Raw genomic sequence first — 16,630 nt, 5'->3', positions numbered from 1 at the left:
CGACACCATGTCGCTGGGGCGCCTGCACGCGCTGGTCCTCATCGAGCACCCCACCCGCCACGTCCACCTCGCCGGTGTCACCTCCCACCCCAGCGTCGCGCGCCTCGAGGCCGAAGACGTGGAGATCCTGCTCAGCCCGCCTTGGGCACCGAGAGCGAACGCAATGAACGCCCACTTCCGGGCGATGAGTTGCCGGTGCCAGGCCAGCAGGGTGGTGGGGGTGACCGCGAAGGCCTGGCGCCGGCGCTCGCGCGGGACCAACCGCGAGAGCGCGGCGGGCCAGATCCGGTCGGCGGACTCGTAGCGGACCCGGGCGATCTGACGGCGCAGCACTGCGTTCTCGTGCCGCAACGCGAGAACCTCTGCGTCCTTGGCCACGCGGTTGCGCAGGATGGCTGCGGGCACCGTGATCAGATTCCGAACGAGCGGAGTGACGGTGGACAGCGGCATCGAAAGATCGTCGCAGATGCTGTGCGGGCCGGTCTGCTGGGCTGGGAACTGCCAGGGCAGGCCCAGAATCGTGTTTCCGAGCGGCACAGGTCACTGTCAGGGGCAGTTCTGTAGATCTGCCAGCAGGCCCTCGATGTCAGCGCGTTCGGGTAAGGATTCTTCGATGGTGTGAGGGAGCGCGGCCTCCCAGAGTGACCGGGCGGTCACGAAGTCGCCCGCGGCAGCGTGCGCGCGTCCCAGGACCACGCGCAGACGCGTCACCGTCAGACCGTGGCCCGCGGCCAAGCGGCGGGCCAGCCCGGTAGCACCGAATTCGAGTGCGTGGTCGAGTCGGTTTGCGGCGAGGTACGTCTCGACGATCGCCGTTTCTGCGAGATCCTCCGGTGCGAAGCCGGGTGTACCCAGGTCTAGCAGATCTTGAAGCGGCTCGATCCAGTTCAGTGCCTCGGCCACACGCCCGGCGCGAATGCAGAGGAGAGCCAGGGCGGAGAGCGCGTCGTAGAGGTTGTTCTGGCTGCCGACAAGCTCGGCGGCGGTCCTGCCTTCGGACAGCAGTTCCTCCGCCGTGGCCAATTCACCCATGGCCAGATGCGTCATGCCTGCTTCGAACTTGGCGACCGCGGCTGTCTGCGGGTTGCCGTTCCCAGCGGCGATGGCCAGGGCTTCCCGGGCGTGCCACTGCGAGGCCACGTAGTCGCCCTGTATCCGGAAGATCTCGGCGAGATTGGCATGATGCACAGCACGACTCGGAGTGTAATCCGTGTGGAATGTCAGGGCCGTGGAGGCGTGATGGAGGGCTTCAGCGATCCGGCCGGCCCTGGTGCAAACCTCAGCAGAGTCGTTCCAAGCGGCTGCCAGTCCCCGGGCGTAGCCGATCCGATCGAACTGGATCTTCGCGGAGTTGAACTCTTCCAGTGCCGCGTCCAGGGCTCCCTTGTCCCACGCGATGAAGCCGAGACACATGTGGCACATTCCCCGTCCGAGCGGGTGGTCGCGTGCTTCGGCTGCACGTAGTGCCGCTTGGCTGGCGGCGAGCGCGCCCCCGTCCGAGCGTTGGGCATAGAAGTGGGCGCGCAGCGCGTGGGCCATGTGCCAGGCGAAGGGGAAGGGCCCGTGCTCCGAGACGTGGATGACTGCTGTGATGAGATTCGAGTGTTCGGCGGCGAGCCAGGCCTGGGAGTCGTGCGGGCCGGAGAATGCCTGAGGCTCACCGGTCAGGGGGAACTCGTCAGGGAACAGGACCCAGCCGCTCGGCATGCTGATCCTGTTGGCGGCGTCCACACTGAGCAGGTACCAGGACAGAAGCCGGTGCAGTGCGGACGCGCGCGTCTCCTGCGGCTCGGTGCCCGCAAGTTGCTTTGCATACAGTGCCAGCAGGTCGTGGCTGCGGTAGCGCCCCGGGATTGGCTCGGACAGTAAGTGCGCCGCCAGTAACTCGTCGAGCTCCGGCACCGGCGCCGACAACTCGCGGCCGAGCAGGACGGCTGCCGCCTCGCGGCTCGCTTCCGGGCCCGGGATAACCCCGAGGAGGCGGAACAGGCGTTGTGCCTCCGCCGTGAGCGAGCGGTAGGAGAGATCGAAGGCCGCCGCGACCGCGCTCTCCGGGTCGCCGACCACCTGCAGCCGTGCCAGCAGATCCGTACCACCCAGTTCGGCGACCATGCCAGCCAAGCTCTGCGCCGGGCGGGCCGCCAGGTTGGCCGCGGCGATACGGAGAGCCAGTGGCAGATGGGCACAGAGCTCGGCCAGCTCTTCGGCGCCTGGCAGCTCCGCGTCCACGCGGTCCTGGCCCAGCTGGACCGCCAACAGGTCGACGGACTCCGCAGGGGCGAGGGTGTCCAGCGAGATCTGGGCCGCGCCCTCGCGGACAACCAGCCCTGTCAGGGTGTCACGGCTGGTCACCAGGGCGTGGCAGTCGTGGCCGCTGGGCAGCAGCGGGCGAACGTGCGCCACGTCCAGAGCGTTGTCCAGAACCACCAGCACCCGCCGGTTGGCCAGCACCGACCGATACAGGCCCATCTGCAGGTTCAGGTCCAGGGGGATCCGCTCGTCCGGCACCCCCAGAGACTGCAGCAGCAACGACAATGCCTCGGAGGCGGTGAGCGCGGGATCGGTGGCGCGTCCGCGTAGGTCGAGATACAGCTGGCCGTCCGGATAGTGGGCAGCTACCTGGTGCGCCCAATGCACGGCGAGCGCCGTCTTGCCGATGCCGGCCGTGCCGGTGATCACGGTGGCGGGCGCGTCCCGACGTATTCCGGCGAGTAACACGAGGGCGTCGGCGCGACCGGTAAATCCACTGATATCTGAGGGAAGTTGACGGGGCGTCCAGTCCTGAGCCACAGGAAGCAAGCCCCTTGTTGTCAGCGGTCTGGCTGTAGCGAAGTGGCTTTCACGGGCTCGTGCAGAACGCCACGCCCGCTCCCACTGCGCTGCCTGTACGGCGTTGGCGCCGCAGGCACGAACCAGGGACCGGACCAGTTCCAGTGAAGGAAGGCGCCGCCGCTGCGGGTTCAACGCGTCGGACAGTGTGCTGGTGGCCACGCCTGTCCGGCGGTACAGAACTTCGAGCGACGGGTCGCCGGCCCAGAACTTGATCGAGCGCAGGCCGCGGACGAAGTCCGCCACGTCCATGTCGTCCTGTGGCAAGGGGAATTCATCTACTGGCTCTGGACTCGCCACCTGCGCCCCTCGGCTTCCCCGGTGTCGTGTGCGAACGTGCCCACCAGTGTAGAGGCTGCGGAAGCCCTCCCTCAGCCCCTCCGCGCCCGTCCGGGTTCGTCCGGGTTCCGCCGAGCGGCTGGCCGGTGGAACCGTTGAACGTGTGTGATCGCGGTACGGCGATTCTGCAATGTGCACACGGCACACCCTTGAAAAACGCCCACGTGGGCGGCCATCGCCGTTCCTGATGCCGAAAGGCTCTGGACCACCCCAGGAGAAAGGCGAGGAACCCGATGCGAGTCCGCACACGAGAATCAGCCATGGTGGTCGCCGCCTTGATGGGGCTCGACTGGTGGATCCAACAGGAGCTGAACTCCTGGTGCCTGTTGTTCGTCATGCCGACCGTGCTCTTGGAGGACCAGCGGGACGCATTCGCCGCACGTTGTTGCATCGAGGCCATGGTGCTCATGGTGGCCACGGGGCACAGCCTGTGAAGCTCGCGGACAGGTATCCCAGTCTGCCGTGTCCCGCCATATGGTACGGACCTTCCAGGAGCGCGCGTTTGAACTCCGGAGGGGGCCGGCACGGTGAGCTCATTCGACCTCGTCACTGACAGTGCGCCAGGCGAACCGCCCCGGTTCGAATCCACCGAACCCGGGGCGGTTCAGCGAGCCCACGAGTTGGCGGCTTGTGAGAGTACTTCGTCTGGTTGGTGAGTTTCGGGTTCGCCGTGGCCAGTCCGCACCGGCCTCGGTTTGGCCGTCACGAGAGAGCGGGCTGGGGGAGAACCCGACTATGAGAGTGCGGAACGTGAGTTCTTGTCCGTTTCGTGGTTGAGGTTGGGGAAGGATCGCTGGTCGCGGGTGTGGGGTGGCCCTCAGGCGTCGGGGCGGGCGAACAAGCCGGGTTCGGGTTCGATGAGGATGCCCCGGCTGACCAGGCGTTTCAGTTTGCAGCGGATGCCTTCGGTGTTCTTCGGGAGGATCGGCAGGTCGAGGGCCTGGCAGAGATCGCGGGCGCGCATCGGCCGGTCCGCGTCGGCCAGGGCGGAGAGGATCTGCTGGTAGGCGGGGTGGTCGGGGATGTCGGGGCGGTCCGGCCCGGTGGCGGGTGAGGGTAGCGGGAGCGTGAGGAGGGTCTTGCGGGTGATGCGCAGGTTCTCGCTCTCCGCGTCGAGTTCGCCGAGCTGCCGGGTGAGTTCTTCGATGCGGTCCCGGAACTGCTCGGCTTGGTCGTCCAGTTCGCGTTCGCGGGTTTCGATGTGTTCCAGGATGGCTTTGACCTGTGGGTTTTCGCTCATGCGGTCCTCCAGGAGGCGATGGTGGCTCCGGTGAGGCGGCGGCTCATGACGGAGGTCATCGCCCACAGGACGCGGGAGCGGGAGGAGGCGGGGCGGTGTTCGTAGTCGCGTACGAGACGGCGGTAGAACATCAGGATCCCGTTCGTCTGCTCCACGATCCACCGTTTGGCCTGTGGAACGAAGCCTTTGTCGTCCGGGTTGCGCTCGACGATCTCGACGTCGATACCCACGTGTCTGCCGTGCTCGACGACCTTCTTCTTGAAGCCCTGGTCGACCAGGGCCTTTTTCACCGTGTCGCACTGCTCGGTGACAGCGTCCAGCAGGGCGATGCCGGCGGTGTTCTCGTGCGCGGAGGCGGGCAGGACGACGCAGTCAATGACGAGGCCCAGCACGTCCACGGCCAGGCATCTCTTCCTGCCCGGCACCCTTTTCGCGGCGTCCCGGCCCGTCGTCGTGGCCGGGACGCCGACGGCCACGTGGATGCTCTGCGTGTCCAGGACCACCAGGCTCGGGTCGGCTAATCGTTTCCGCTTCTCCCGCAGCTGCCAGCGCAGCAGGTCGTGAATGTCCTGGTCGGTGCCCTCGTCGCGCCAGAGGTAGAAGTAGTACTTCACCGCTCCGGGCGGGGGCATGTCATGGGGCAGGAACTCCCACTGACAACCCGTGCGGTTCTGGTAGAGGATGGCGTTCACGATCTCCCGCATCGCGTACTTCCCCTGATGCCCGCTGACCGACGGATGCCGGGCCTTCCATGCCGTGATCACGGGTTCGACGAGCTCCCACTGCTCATCGGTGAGATCACTCGGGTACGGCTTGCGCATGCTCATGCCACAACTCAAGCGAACCCCGAACGCCTGACCGGCAGCGATGCCCCAACGTCACACCATCGAGCGATGACAAGACCGACGGAACGCCACATCCCGCACTCTGAGACCTCTGGCTGGCCGGATGGTTCGCCGGCTGTACCGTTCCTAGCGTTGGGCTATGTCGATCACGCAGAGTCGGATCAGTCGTCGGACAGCGACCGTCCTCGCTGTTGCCCTTCTGGCGGTACTCGTCCCGGCGGAAGCCGGGACGACGGCCTCTACTCCCTTGTCCCAGCTACAGCGGGATTCCGACGCGTTGCGTGACGACGGAGTCACGGGCGTATCGGTCAGGCTGGAGACGCCTCGGGGAGTGCGGACCGCTCGCAGTGGGGTCGGCGATCTCAGCACCACAGAGCCGGTGCCTCAGAACGGGTATGTGAGGATCGGCAATACTACGAAGACGTTCGTCGCGACCGTTTTGCTGCAGCTGGTCGGTGAAGGCCGACTGTCGCTGGACGACACGGTTGACCAGTGGCTGCCGGGCGTGGTGCGAGGCCACGGGAATGACGGGCGTCGGGTCACCCTGCGCCAACTGCTTCAGCACACCAGCGGGCTGCCCGACTACATCGGTGACGTCGTCCCTGATCTCAGCGCGGCCGGGTATCGCAAGAATCGCTGGACCACCTACACCTCCGAGCAGCGCGTTGCTTTCGCGATGCAGCACCGGCCGTCCTTTATGCCTGGCAGCAGCTGGGAGTACTCGAACACCAACTACGTCCTCATCGGAATGGTGATCAAGGCGGCCACGGGCCATTCCTGGGAGCATGAGGTTCGAGCCAGGATTCTGCGTCCGTTACGGCTCACACACACTGTCGTACCCGGCAACTGGCCGTTCCTGCCGCGTCCCCATGCCCGTGACTACCAGCAGTTCGAGCCGGGCGGCACCATGACTGATACCACGATCGCGTATCTGCCCTTCGACGACGACGCCGACGGAGCCATGATCAGCACGACAGCGGACACCAACAAGTTCTTCAGGGCGCTGGTGAGAGGTGAGATTCTGGCCCCTGCCCAGTTGGCTGAGATGCAGCGCACGGTCGAGGTGCCTGCCGACCACGGTGCCCCGCCGGGCACGCGCGACGGGCTCGGACTGGACTGGACACCATTGTCCTGTGGCGGCGGGTACTGGGGACACAGTGGCGATGGATTCGGCTACTTGGTATGGCCTGCCACGACGTCGGACGGGCAGAGCGCCGTCACTGTCTCCTTGCACAGCCGACCTGGCGATGAGGGAACTGCCGTGCGGCAGATCGGGGACATCACAGCTCTCGTGGACCATGCCCTGTGCTCTTCTCGCAGCGGCGGAACCCCGTGAGAGCCGGTGGTGGCCCGCCGGGGCAGCGCGTACGGCAGCACAAGATCGTCCGGCTGACAGGCGTGGGACCAACACCAGCCCTGTCGGTACATCGACGACCTGCACGTCACCCCTAGCGACAGCACACCGCGGGGACGCCTCGGGCACCGAGGAAATGCCGAAACCAACATCACCCTGTCTGTCCCGTGCTCAAGTAGTCCTGCCAGGCGAAGCTCTTGCGTGCGCCTTTGAGGAGCGAGTGGAAGCGGGGCCTTCGCGGCCATGGCCCGGCGCCGGGCGGTCTGGTCCAGCAGGAAGGAGCCGGCGAGCTGGCCTTCGTCGAGTTCCTCGCTGAACCGCCCGAAGCGCCTGCGCTGTTCCTCACTGAGAAAGTTGGTGGGCACGCCCGGCTCCTTGATCCTCGTCTTGATTCGCGCGCGACGATCGCAGCCGAGCAGTGCGCGGGGCCGGGCATCGGGGATACCGGCCCGTGTGCGCGGGCGACCCGGTAGGCGAGCGGGTCCGCGGCCAGGATCGGCGGCGCGTCCACCGTCCCGGTGCGGCGGCTCCAGGCGTCCGGCATCACCAGTGCGGCTATGAACAGCGCGGCCATCACCACCAGCATCCCGGCCCGGACCAGGCCTTGGTCGGTGCGCACCCGGTTGCCCAGCCAGACGTAGGCCACCCAGGACCACCACAGCAGCAACAGCAGGATCAGACCCCGGGCCCGGGTGGCGGCGTGAGCGACCGGGCCATGAACGAGACGACCCGCGTGATCGCAAACACGAAGACCAGGTCGAAGAAGATCTCGAAGGAGGTCACCCGGTGGGACTCGGCGGTCATCGCCGGGCGGCGCCACGAGGCGTCCCCCATCGGCCAGGCGGAGCCGCCCTCGCCGGGACACTGACGCCGGTGCTCACGAGTGGTCCTGGGTGCGATGCGGCCGGCTGGGGAGCCGACTTTCCGCCGCCACAGGGTCTTGAGCGCCTATCCCGGTGACTCACCTCGCCGCGAGCAGGGGGGCGCCGACTCCGCGCAGCAGCGTGTCGACCACCACGTCGGCGGCCTGTGCGGGACTGAGGTCGGGCAGGTTCTCGGCGGCGTGCCGCATCAGCGGCGGAAGGAGCGCGGCCACCCAGCCGGGCGGCAGGTCAGAGCGCAGCAGTCCCTCGTCGGTCGCACGCCGCAGGAAGGCGTCGACCTGGTCGATCAGGCGTTGGCGGCGCTCGCGGATCGTCTCCTCGGCGTGCAGGCGGCTGGTTTCCACCGGCCATTTCCGGTTGGCCGCGATGATCCCCTCGACGTAGCGGTGCAGTGCCACCGGAACCGGGGCCTGATCGAGCCTGGCGGCGTCAACGGCCTGCTCGACCGCGTCGTATCGGGCCTGGTAGACGGCGGCCAGGAGTTCTTCGCGGGAGGCGAAGCGCCGGTAGACGGTGCGCCGGTCCACGCCCGCCTCCGCTGCGATGGCGGCGATGCTCGCCGAGGCGTCGTCGGCGAGCATCCGGGCCCCGGTGCTCAGGACAAGTTCGAGGTTGCGCGCTGCGTCGGCTCTCATGGTCACGAGTATACACACTCACGAGGTAGATAGACCAGTTACTGCCACATCAGCGCACCATGCCCATATCTAAGTGCTACATTGATGAGGCGGTTGGCGAAGCCTTCGCCCCGGGACTGGGAGGACGATCATGATCACCTACGACAAGCTGTTCATCGGCGGCACGTGGACCGAGCCGAGCAGCCCGGACCTGTTCGACATCCTGTCCCCGCACGACGAGTCGCTCGTCGGGCGCGCCGCCCAGGCCCGGCCGGCCGACGTGGACCGTGCGGTGGCCGTCGCCCGCGCGGCCTTCGACGAGGGGACCTGGCCGAACACTCCGCCGGCCGAGCGGATCGCGGTGCTGCGCCGCCTCAACGTCCTGCGCGAGGCCCGCGCCGAGCAGATCGCGGCCGTGATCACCGCGGAGAACGGCTCCGCCGGCTGGTTCACCCGCGCCGGGCAGCCGAGTCTGACCCGGCAGGCCAACGCCTACCTGAAGGCGGCCGAGGACCTGGCGTGGGAGGAGACCCTGGCTCCCACCGACCCCGCGGCCACCGTGCGCAGCGTGGTGCGCCGCGAGGCGATCGGCGTCGTGGCCGCCGTCATCCCGTGGAACTCGCCGTTCTCCGCCTCCCTGGCGAAGATCATTCCGGCGCTGCTGGCCGGCAACACGGTCATCCTGAAGGTCTCACCGGAGAACTCCCTGAGCACGGGCCTGCTCGCCGACCTGCTGGCCGAGTGCGGACTGCCCGCAGGCACGATCAGCGTGCTGCCGGCCGACCGCGAGACCAGCGAGCACCTGGTGTCCCACCCCGACGTCGACAAGATCGCGTTCACCGGTTCGACCGGCGCCGGGCGTCGGATCGCCTCCATCGCCGGCCAGCAGCTCAAGCGCGTCAGCCTGGAGCTCGGCGGCAAGTCCGCCGCCATCGTCCTGCCCGACGCCGACCTGGCGAAGTTCACAGCCGGCCTGGCCTTCTCCTGCCTGCTCAACAACGGCGAGGCGTGCATCGCCCAGACCCGCATCCTCGCCCCGCGCAGGCGCTATGAGGAGGTCGTCGCCGCCGTCAAGCAGGTCGTCGAGTCGCTGAAGGTCGGCGACCCGCAGGACCCGGACACCTTCATCGGCCCGATGATCCGCCGCGACCAGCAGCAGCGGGTGCGCGACTACATCGAGATCGGCATCAAGGAAGGCGCACGCCTGGTCACCGGTGGCCCGCAGGTGCCGGTCGGCCTGGAACAGGGCTACTACGTCACCCCGACCGTCTTCGCGGACGTCGACAACGCGATGCGGATCGCCCAGGAGGAGATCTTCGGCCCGGTGCTGGTCGTCATCGCCTACGAGGACGAGGACGACGCCGTGCGCATCGCCAATGACTCCGAGTACGGCCTGTCCGGCGGCGTGTGGTCCGCCGACGAGCAGCACGCCCTGGCCATCGCCCGCCGCGTTCGCACCGGCACCGTCACGATCAACGGCGCCCCCATCGGCTTTGACGGCCCGTTCGGCGGCTTCAAGGCCAGCGGCCTGGGCCGCGAGTACGGCTTCGCGGGCCTGAACACCTACCTCGAATACAAGACCGTCACCATCTGATCACCCGTCGAACAGGGGGCCGCGGGCACGCGGCCCCCGACTGGAGGCCCCGCCATGTCCACCGCCCTTGCCCCCGAGCCCGCAGCAACGCCGCACCCTCCCCTCGAACACGACAGGCGCCCCGGCGTCACCGCGGCCATGAGCGCTCTGGTCCTCGCCGTGCTGCTGGCCGCCCTCGATCAGACCATCGTCTCCACCGCGCTGCCGCGCATCGCCTCCGACCTCAACGGCTTCGCGAACATCGCCTGGGTCAGCGCCGCCTACCTGCTGGCCTCGACCACCGTCACCCCGCTGTGGGGCAAGCTCGGCGACATGGTCGGCCGCAAGCGCCTGTACCTGTTGGCGACGGCGCTGTTCCTGGTTGCCTCGGCCGCGTGCGGCCTGGCACAGAACCTCCCCCAGCTCATCGCGGCTCGCGCGGTGCAGGGCGTGGGCGGCGGCGGCATGATCGTGCTGACCTTCGCCCTTGTCGGCGACATCGTCGCCCCCGCCGAACGCGGCCGCTACCAGGGCATGTTCGGCTCCGTCTACGGCGTGGCCAGCATAATCGGCCCGCTACTCGGCGGCGTCTTCACCGACGATCTGTCCTGGCGCTGGGCGTTCCTGATCAACCTGCCCGTCGGCGCCGTCGCCCTGCTGCTGGCCGCCCGGGTACTGCCGAACGCAGCACGCGCCGCCACCGCCCGCATCGATTACGCCGGCGCGACCCTCCTGGCCTCCATCGCCACCGCCCTCGTCATGGTCACCTCCTTCGGCGAACGCTGGGGCTGGGGCTCGCCGCGAATTGCCGGGCTGGTATTCGCCGCCGTTGCGCTCAGCGCGCTGCTGGTGCCGGTGGAGCGGCACGCGTCCGCCCCCATCCTGCCGCCGGCCATGCTGCGCTCGCGCACCGTGGTCCTCGGCTCGCTGATCGGCTTCGCGGCGAACGTCGCAATGTTCAGTGTGCTGATTTACCTGCCCACCTACCTTCAAGTGGTGCACGGCGTGTCGGCCACCCTCTCCGGCGTGCACCTGCTGCCGCTGGTCGGCGGCCTGGTCGTCACCCAGACGCTTGCCGGACGCCAGATCGCCCGCCCCGACCGGGTCGGGGTGATCCTGATCGCCGGCATGGCTCTCAACGTCGTCGGACTACTCCTGCTCGCCACCATCGGCGCCGGCACAAGCACCCTGGTGCTCAGCGCATATTTCCTGGTCACCGGTGCCGGCATCGGCATGGTGCCCATGGTCGTCCTGACCGCAGTACAGAACTCGGTCCCCGCCGCGGACATCGGCGCCGCCAGCGCCGCAGTCACCTTCGCCCGCTCCACCGGCGCAGCCTTCGGCGTCGCGATCTTCGGCACCCTGCTGAACGTGGGTCTGGCCGACCGACTGCACGACGCGGCGCACCGAGGCATCCACGTGCCGAGCGGGATCGACCCGACCCAGACCGACACGGTCGATTCGCTGCCGCCCATCGCCCGCCAAGCCGTCCTCGACGCCTTCGCCCACGCCACCGCCACCGGCTTCCTGTGGATCACTGCGTTCGCCATCGTCGGCACCCTGCTGGCCGCGTTCCTTACCGCGCGCTCCCGCCAGTCGAACTGAGCAGTCGGCAGGGTCGTAATGCGTGGTCGAGGTACAGCCTGCCGGGTGGCGCCAGCAGATTCGGGCAGCGCCCTCGGGTGGTCGGCCTGCTGAGGCCGGTTGGCTCCCTGCCGTCGGGTTCATGATGCCGACGGTGATCCACGGCAGGCTTGAACCGATGAGTGCGGCGCCCGAAACACTAACGCGCGACAAGGTCACCGCGTCACCAGTCGAAGGGCTGTTGCACAATCGACCGATTGATGAACAAGGTCATGTGACGGGCGGTCAGAAATCCCGACCTGCGGGATTCGGGACGGCGAGTGTCCGAGAAACGATGTCAAAAAGTCTGCGTGCTCAAAAACCCGGGACGACCGATTTGGATACACTTCTCGCCGCGCTGGAGACCTCCGGGGACCTCGACCCTCTCGCGCCCGAACCCGCCATCCTGACCGACACCCTCGTCGGGTACGCCCGAGTGTCCACAAAGGCACAGCTGCTGGACCGTCAGGTCCACGCCCTCACCGAGGCACCGTCGGTCACTGGCTCCGGCAGAACAAGGTGCCCTTCTACCAGCAGATGAAGCCGCTCCTTGACGCCTACGCCGCCCAGCTCACCCGAGTGAGCCGGTTCGAAATTGCTCACCAGCGACGGTTCAGTTCAGTGATTCGCTCCCGTCCTGTTCCAGATGACTGTGGTCAGGACAAGGTTCTGACCCGCGATGCCTGCAGATGATTGGGACAGGAGGGTTGCCAATGTCCCGCTCAACTGTAGTTACGGTGATGGATCACCCGCGGAGTCGGGCGAGCAGCGTTGGGCCGACCCCGTAGACAGGACTTGGAGAACCAGGTCACCACCTGGCGCGCAGCACGCCGTCACTGTCAGGTAGTGCAACGTGGAACAGTGGGTGGTGTTCGTCGAGGGCCAGGGGCAGGGAGCAGGCCGCCCTCGCGCCCGTCACCAAAGTGGTGAGCTGTTGGTGGTGGGTCTCGTCGACGGTCACGTGGCGGATGGTTCCGTTCGGCGTCTCCCAGACGAAGTCCACGGTTTCGTCCTCGGGCAGCGCGGCAAGGACCGCATCGACATCAGGGCTGAGGTCGGGCCAGACGGTCAGGAGCGCGCGTGGGCCGAGCACGGCGCGGACGGTATCGAGGTTGTTCTCGGTGAGGCGGTGCCAGCGGGTGGCGTTGCGGAGGTAGGTCTCCTCCAGGAGGAGCGTCTGCGGTGCGGCGAGTTCTGCGCGTACTCGTTCCCAGAACTCCTCGTCCGCAGCCTGTGTCACCTCTGGTTCCTCAAGGTCCGCGGCGTAGGGCGAGGCCGTGATCGGTTCCGCGAACAGGCCGAGCTCGCGGGTCCGGGCGACGGCTGCTTCGCAGGGCTGGTCGCTGCCGACGTACAGGTACTGATCCCACCCGACGTGCACGGTGAACGTGTCCTGCTGCTCCAGCCGGCACCAGGCGCCCTGGTCACGGAGCATGGCCCGGACCAGCTCCAGTGCGACCGGCACTGAGACTTCGGCACCGTCGTAGTAGCCGGTGAGGTCCGGCGGGAACAGCCCAGCGAGGCCGTGTCCGTCAACCGGCGCCTCCAGGCCGAAGTTGACGAAGCCGGTGACCTCCGGTTCACGGATCTTCAGCCGGTCAATGCCCGATTCCTGCGCGAAGGCGGCGATCGCCTTCAAGTAGGCCGCTTCGACCGGCCCGTGGTCGCTCACCGTGTCCTCAGCGCCGTGGTAGTGCCCGCGCTCGTCGCGGTCGGCGGGGTTGTACTTGGTTATCCGGTGGGCGAAGGACGGCGGCACGCTGCTCCCTGGACTGTTGGAAGGGGATGTCAGCGTAGTTCGTGACAACGGCCTGCCGGGTTCCTGCCGCGACCTCCACCGTCAGCCCTCTCGGCAGGGGCGCGTACTCCTATCCGCCGCTGTCACAACAGTCCGGGCTTTCGCGCTGACATCTGCGAAGCCTGCCTGCACATGACCGGGACGCTGACGCACCCGCCTACGCAAGGGCCAGACTGCTTACACATCGCGGGGACAGGACAGCTCCTCCGAGCCGCCGTACAGAGAGTCACCGGCGACTCGCTCGCAAGCTGTCGTGCTCCACTCGCAAACTGTCGTGCTCCGTCACATGCGGGCGATCGTGCTCACCCTCTCGCGTATTCGAATTCTAGTTCGATAATGTGGGGTGGAGGAGGTGGGTGCTGTGGTGGCAGGGACTGAGGTATGGGGGCGAGTGTGATGCATGCGTGCTGTCCGGACCGTCTGCCGGAGGACGTCTACCGGCTGGTGCTCGAGCAGCTGGCGGAGCTGTCCCCGGTCGTCCAGACGCTGCCTCCGTCGTCTGGAGGGCTTCCTGGCCGGAGTGCTGGATCCGCCGACCGATCTGGTGGCGGCGAAAGAGCCCGATCTGGCGGCCTTCCGCCGGTGGCGCACCCAGCTGGCGCCAGTACCGGTGGGGCCGGCGACGTGGCGGCGTAACCGGGCAGCGCTCAACGGCTTCTACGATTGGGCTGTGGGGGTCGGTCTGATCGAGCAGCGTCCGTACCTGCGTCGTCGTAGCGGCCGGGATGTTCTGTCGTGGGGGGCGGTGTCGAATGTCGATTTGCGGCATTTGTCGCGGTCGCAGTGGGTGATGCTGCACCAGGTGGGGCTGGGTGGCGACCTGCCGGACGGCGGTCCGGATCCGACGTTCGGTCGGGCGAACCGGCTGCGGAGCATGGTCGCGGCCGAGCTTGCGGGGACGACGGGGACGCGGTTGCGGGAGTTCGGCTGCCTGCTGGACATCGAGGTGCCCAGGCCGGTTCAGGGTGGCTCTGCGGCGCCGGTGGCGTTGGGGGCGATCGCGAAGTTCGGTCTACCGAGGGTGGTGATGGTGCAGCAGCCGGTGCTGCGCTCGGTGGAGCTGTACCGGCGTACGGAGCGTGCGGCGCTGGTCGTACGCAGTCGGCGGGCCCTGTGGCGGCGCCGGGCGGAGCTGTTCGTGGTGGACGACGTGGATGAACGGCGGATGCGGGTGTCGGGACGGCTGTACGGGCAGCGGCGGTCGTTCACGGCGGCGGCGATGGAGGTACGGCTGCGCAGGATCGCCGTCCTGGAGGGCGAGGCGGGGCTGGAGCCGATGGGGCTGTTCGCGGGCCGGGGCGGGCCGCTGCTGTCGGCGTCGTGATGGCGGCAGGTGCAGGACCTGTGACCTTGGCCGTCTCCGCCGCCACCGACGCAAAACTCCGTGCGGCCATGCACCGCCTCCTCGAAGGCCGCCCCCGCCACACCGACGGCGCCCTCGCCAAGGAAAACCTCGCCCGCGAAGCCGGTCTTAGCCACGCCACCGTCCACCGCGCCACCGAGATCCTCGACGAATGGAACACCCACGTCCCTCGCCCCGTCAGGCGCACCCCCGCCGAGCGGGCCCGCGACGACACCATCCGCAGCCTGCGCACGCAGCTGACCCAGGCCCGCACACAAGTACGTGAACTCCAGGGCCGGCTCGAAGTCCTCGCGACCGTCACCGCGAACCTGTACGCCGCCAACCTCACCCTGCGACAACGGCTTGAAAACCGGCGCTGAGCCGAACCAGGGTCGCTGTGCGCTGGGCGCGGCGATGACGGCGGATACCCGCTACGGCCCCGGGGCCGGTGGCGAGGTGGAGGTTTTGTGTCATTCGTACGGTTCGTCGACCGTCACTCCCGGGTCCCGGGAAGATCGATTGAGGTCGCCGGGTGCTCTCAGGTTCGCGGACCGGTCAGGCCGTTGATGAGTGCGGTCAGCAGCACGGTCATGCGGGGCTCGAAGTCGCATCGTGCCGAGGCCAGTTGAGGCACTCGCTCATACAGGAGCTCCAGGGTCTCCCCAGGGTTCGCGTACTGCCAGAAGGCGGGAGCCAGCGCGGTGGCGGCGGCCACGACCTCGCGTCCGTCCGCCCGCGAGAGGGCGGGCAGTGCCCGGTGGAAGGCGTCGGCGAGTTCGTCGACGGCCCGGATCGCGGCGCTCTTGTACTCGTGCAGGCAGTCGATCGGAACCTCGCGCTCCAGGGAGACGGCCGCATGGGCGAGGAGGTCGCAGAAGAGCGAGTGCTCCGCGAGGGAGGCGGCGATCGAGCGGGCGAGGCCGTCTGCGTCCAGCGGCCCGGCTTCGCTGAGCTGCTCGGTCAGGTCCCGCGACCACGCCTGCCACGACGCGGTCGCCAGACGCAGCAGGATCTCCTCGCGCGAGGCGAAATACCCGCGAACGGCTGAGGCGTGCACGCCGGCCCGCTGGGCGATCCCCTTCAGCGTCACCGTTCGGGTTCCGCCCGACTGCGCGAGTTCGGCGGCCGCCTGCAGCAGGTCCCGGGCGCGACGCTCCCGATGCTCGGGCGAGCGGGCTCGCTGGAAGGCGGGAGGTTCTGTCGTGTCCATGGAGTCGAGTTTAACGCACTCGGGTTGCGTTGTTAGCGCAACTCGAGTGCGTTAACTTAAGGCAACGAGGTTGCGCAAAGTGCCAACCGTGGACGAGGAGACATCCATGAGCGAGCAGGTCTGGTTCATCACGGGTAGTTCGCGCGGTCTGGGCCGCTCGGTGGCGGAGGAGGTGCTCGCCGCCGGTCACCGGGTCGTCGCCACCGCCCGTCGCACCGAGGCGCTGGACGACCTGGCAGCCAGGTACGGCGACCGGGTGCTGGCGGTCGAGCTGGACGTCACCGACCCGGCGCAGGCCCAGGCCGCGGTCGACACCGCGGTGCGGGCGTTCGGGCGTATCGACATCGTGGTCAACAACGCGGGCTACGCCGACATAGCCCCGATCGAGGAGGTCACCCTCGATGCCTTCCGTGCGCAGGTCGACGCCTGCTTCTACGGCACGGTCCATGTGACCAAGGCGGTGCTGCCCGTCTTCCGCAAGCAGAACAGCGGCTACTTCATCCAGGTCACCTCGATCGGCGGCCGGCTGACCGCTCCGGGCCTGGGCGCTTACCAGGCCGCCAAGCACGCGGTCGAAGGGTTCTCCGGCGTCCTGCACAAGGAAGTCTCGCCCCTCGGTATCCGCGTCACGCTCGCGGAGCCGGGCGGCATGCGCACCGACTGGGCCGGTTCCTCGATGGAGATCCCCTCCTTCGACCCCGCGTACGAGCCGACGGTCGGCGCTCAGGCCAAGCACCTGCGCGGCTGGACCGGCACCGAGCCGATCGACCCGGCGAAGGTCGCCCGTGTCTTCCTGGACCTCGCCGACAACCCCGAGCCCCCGCTGCACCTGGTGCTCGGCGGCCACGCCGTCGACTACATCGCCAAAGCCGCGGAGCAGCAGGCGGCCGGGGACGCCAAGTGGGCGGAGATCGGACGTTCCGTCGACTTCACCGGCTGAGGGCCGCACCGCGCCCCGGTTCCGCCATTCCCGGGCACC

The 16,630-nt window shown here is 68.2% G+C and carries 17 protein-coding genes; 10 read left to right on the top strand and 7 right to left on the bottom strand.

What is annotated here, in order from left to right; all coding sequences use genetic code 11:
• The first annotated feature begins 7 nt into the window (after nt 1–7).
• Complete coding sequence (locus OG568_RS52720; RefSeq protein WP_329537206.1) at nt 8–304, top strand: hypothetical protein; 297 nt, start codon at nt 8–10, stop codon at nt 302–304.
• Between the two features lie 242 nt (nt 305–546).
• On the opposite strand, the gene OG568_RS52715 is transcribed toward OG568_RS52720, so the two are convergent.
• On the bottom strand, nt 547–3,081 hold the full coding sequence (locus OG568_RS52715; protein ID WP_329537205.1) for an NB-ARC domain-containing protein: 2,535 nt from the start codon (nt 3,079–3,081) through the stop codon (nt 547–549).
• 347 nt (nt 3,082–3,428) lie between these two features.
• On the opposite strand from OG568_RS52715, the gene OG568_RS52710 reads away from it, so the two are divergent.
• The gene (locus OG568_RS52710; protein ID WP_329537204.1) at nt 3,429–3,602 is read left to right on the top strand and encodes a hypothetical protein; all 174 of its coding nucleotides are present in this window, start codon (nt 3,429–3,431) and stop codon (nt 3,600–3,602) included.
• Between the two features lie 383 nt (nt 3,603–3,985).
• Here OG568_RS52710 and OG568_RS52705 read toward each other — a convergent pair whose 3' ends face one another.
• Nucleotides 3,986–4,408: a hypothetical protein gene (locus OG568_RS52705; protein ID WP_329529971.1), complete on the bottom strand. Its 423-nt coding sequence runs from the start codon at nt 4,406–4,408 to the stop codon at nt 3,986–3,988.
• Entirely contained in the window at nt 4,405–5,235 is an 831-nt protein-coding gene (locus OG568_RS52700; RefSeq protein WP_329529970.1) for an IS5 family transposase, read from the bottom strand. The genes OG568_RS52705 and OG568_RS52700 overlap by 4 nt, the downstream gene beginning before the upstream one ends.
• 157 nt (nt 5,236–5,392) lie before the next feature.
• On the opposite strand from OG568_RS52700, the gene OG568_RS52695 reads away from it, so the two are divergent.
• The gene (locus tag OG568_RS52695; RefSeq protein ID WP_329537203.1) at nt 5,393–6,589 is read left to right on the top strand and encodes a serine hydrolase domain-containing protein; all 1,197 of its coding nucleotides are present in this window, start codon (nt 5,393–5,395) and stop codon (nt 6,587–6,589) included.
• Between the two features lie 169 nt (nt 6,590–6,758).
• Here the strand turns inward: OG568_RS52695 and OG568_RS61880 are convergent, their stop codons facing one another.
• A complete protein-coding gene (locus OG568_RS61880) occupies nt 6,759–7,274 on the bottom strand; it encodes a low temperature requirement protein A (RefSeq protein ID WP_443077934.1) in 516 nt (171 codons plus the stop codon).
• A gap of 48 nt (nt 7,275–7,322) precedes the next feature.
• Between OG568_RS61880 and OG568_RS52690 the strand changes: the two genes are divergently transcribed.
• Nucleotides 7,323–7,475, top strand: a complete 153-nt coding sequence (locus OG568_RS52690; protein WP_329537202.1) for a hypothetical protein — start codon at nt 7,323–7,325, stop codon at nt 7,473–7,475.
• Between the two features lie 93 nt (nt 7,476–7,568).
• On the opposite strand, the gene OG568_RS52685 is transcribed toward OG568_RS52690, so the two are convergent.
• Nucleotides 7,569–8,126 carry a TetR/AcrR family transcriptional regulator gene (locus OG568_RS52685; protein WP_329537201.1) on the bottom strand — a complete coding sequence of 186 codons (558 nt, stop codon included), beginning with the start codon at nt 8,124–8,126 and terminating at the stop codon, nt 7,569–7,571.
• Nucleotides 8,127–8,256: 130 nt separating this feature from the next.
• Between OG568_RS52685 and OG568_RS52680 the strand changes: the two genes are divergently transcribed.
• From OG568_RS52680 to OG568_RS52670, 3 genes are all read left to right on the top strand, one after another.
• Nucleotides 8,257–9,699: an aldehyde dehydrogenase gene (locus tag OG568_RS52680; protein WP_329537200.1), complete on the top strand. Its 1,443-nt coding sequence runs from the start codon at nt 8,257–8,259 to the stop codon at nt 9,697–9,699.
• Between the two features lie 54 nt (nt 9,700–9,753).
• Nucleotides 9,754–11,283, top strand: a complete 1,530-nt coding sequence (locus OG568_RS52675) for an MDR family MFS transporter (RefSeq protein ID WP_443077933.1) — start codon at nt 9,754–9,756, stop codon at nt 11,281–11,283.
• Between the two features lie 355 nt (nt 11,284–11,638).
• Entirely contained in the window at nt 11,639–11,842 is a 204-nt protein-coding gene (locus OG568_RS52670) for a hypothetical protein (RefSeq protein ID WP_329537199.1), read from the top strand.
• A 267-nt stretch (nt 11,843–12,109) separates the two neighbouring features.
• Here the strand turns inward: OG568_RS52670 and OG568_RS52665 are convergent, their stop codons facing one another.
• Nucleotides 12,110–13,060 carry an RNA-binding protein gene (locus OG568_RS52665; protein ID WP_329537198.1) on the bottom strand — a complete coding sequence of 317 codons (951 nt, stop codon included), beginning with the start codon at nt 13,058–13,060 and terminating at the stop codon, nt 12,110–12,112.
• Nucleotides 13,061–13,844: 784 nt separating this feature from the next.
• Between OG568_RS52665 and OG568_RS52660 the strand changes: the two genes are divergently transcribed.
• On the top strand, nt 13,845–14,423 hold the full coding sequence (locus tag OG568_RS52660; RefSeq protein ID WP_329537196.1) for a hypothetical protein: 579 nt from the start codon (nt 13,845–13,847) through the stop codon (nt 14,421–14,423).
• Nucleotides 14,424–14,443: 20 nt separating this feature from the next.
• A complete protein-coding gene (locus OG568_RS52655) occupies nt 14,444–14,821 on the top strand; it encodes a hypothetical protein (RefSeq protein WP_329537195.1) in 378 nt (125 codons plus the stop codon).
• A 158-nt stretch (nt 14,822–14,979) separates the two neighbouring features.
• On the opposite strand, the gene OG568_RS52650 is transcribed toward OG568_RS52655, so the two are convergent.
• The gene (locus OG568_RS52650; RefSeq protein ID WP_329537194.1) at nt 14,980–15,651 is read right to left on the bottom strand and encodes a TetR family transcriptional regulator; all 672 of its coding nucleotides are present in this window, start codon (nt 15,649–15,651) and stop codon (nt 14,980–14,982) included.
• 106 nt (nt 15,652–15,757) lie between these two features.
• Here OG568_RS52650 and OG568_RS52645 point away from each other — a divergent pair, with 106 nt between their 5' ends.
• On the top strand, nt 15,758–16,591 hold the full coding sequence (locus OG568_RS52645) for an SDR family NAD(P)-dependent oxidoreductase (RefSeq protein ID WP_329537193.1): 834 nt from the start codon (nt 15,758–15,760) through the stop codon (nt 16,589–16,591).
• Nucleotides 16,592–16,630: the final 39 nt, after the last annotated feature.

This window comes from Streptomyces sp. NBC_01450 (genome assembly GCF_036227505.1).
GTDB lineage: Bacteria > Actinomycetota > Actinomycetes > Streptomycetales > Streptomycetaceae > Streptomyces.
Note: the sequence above shows the minus strand (reverse complement) of the source record. Positions and strands in the feature narration are given on the sequence as shown.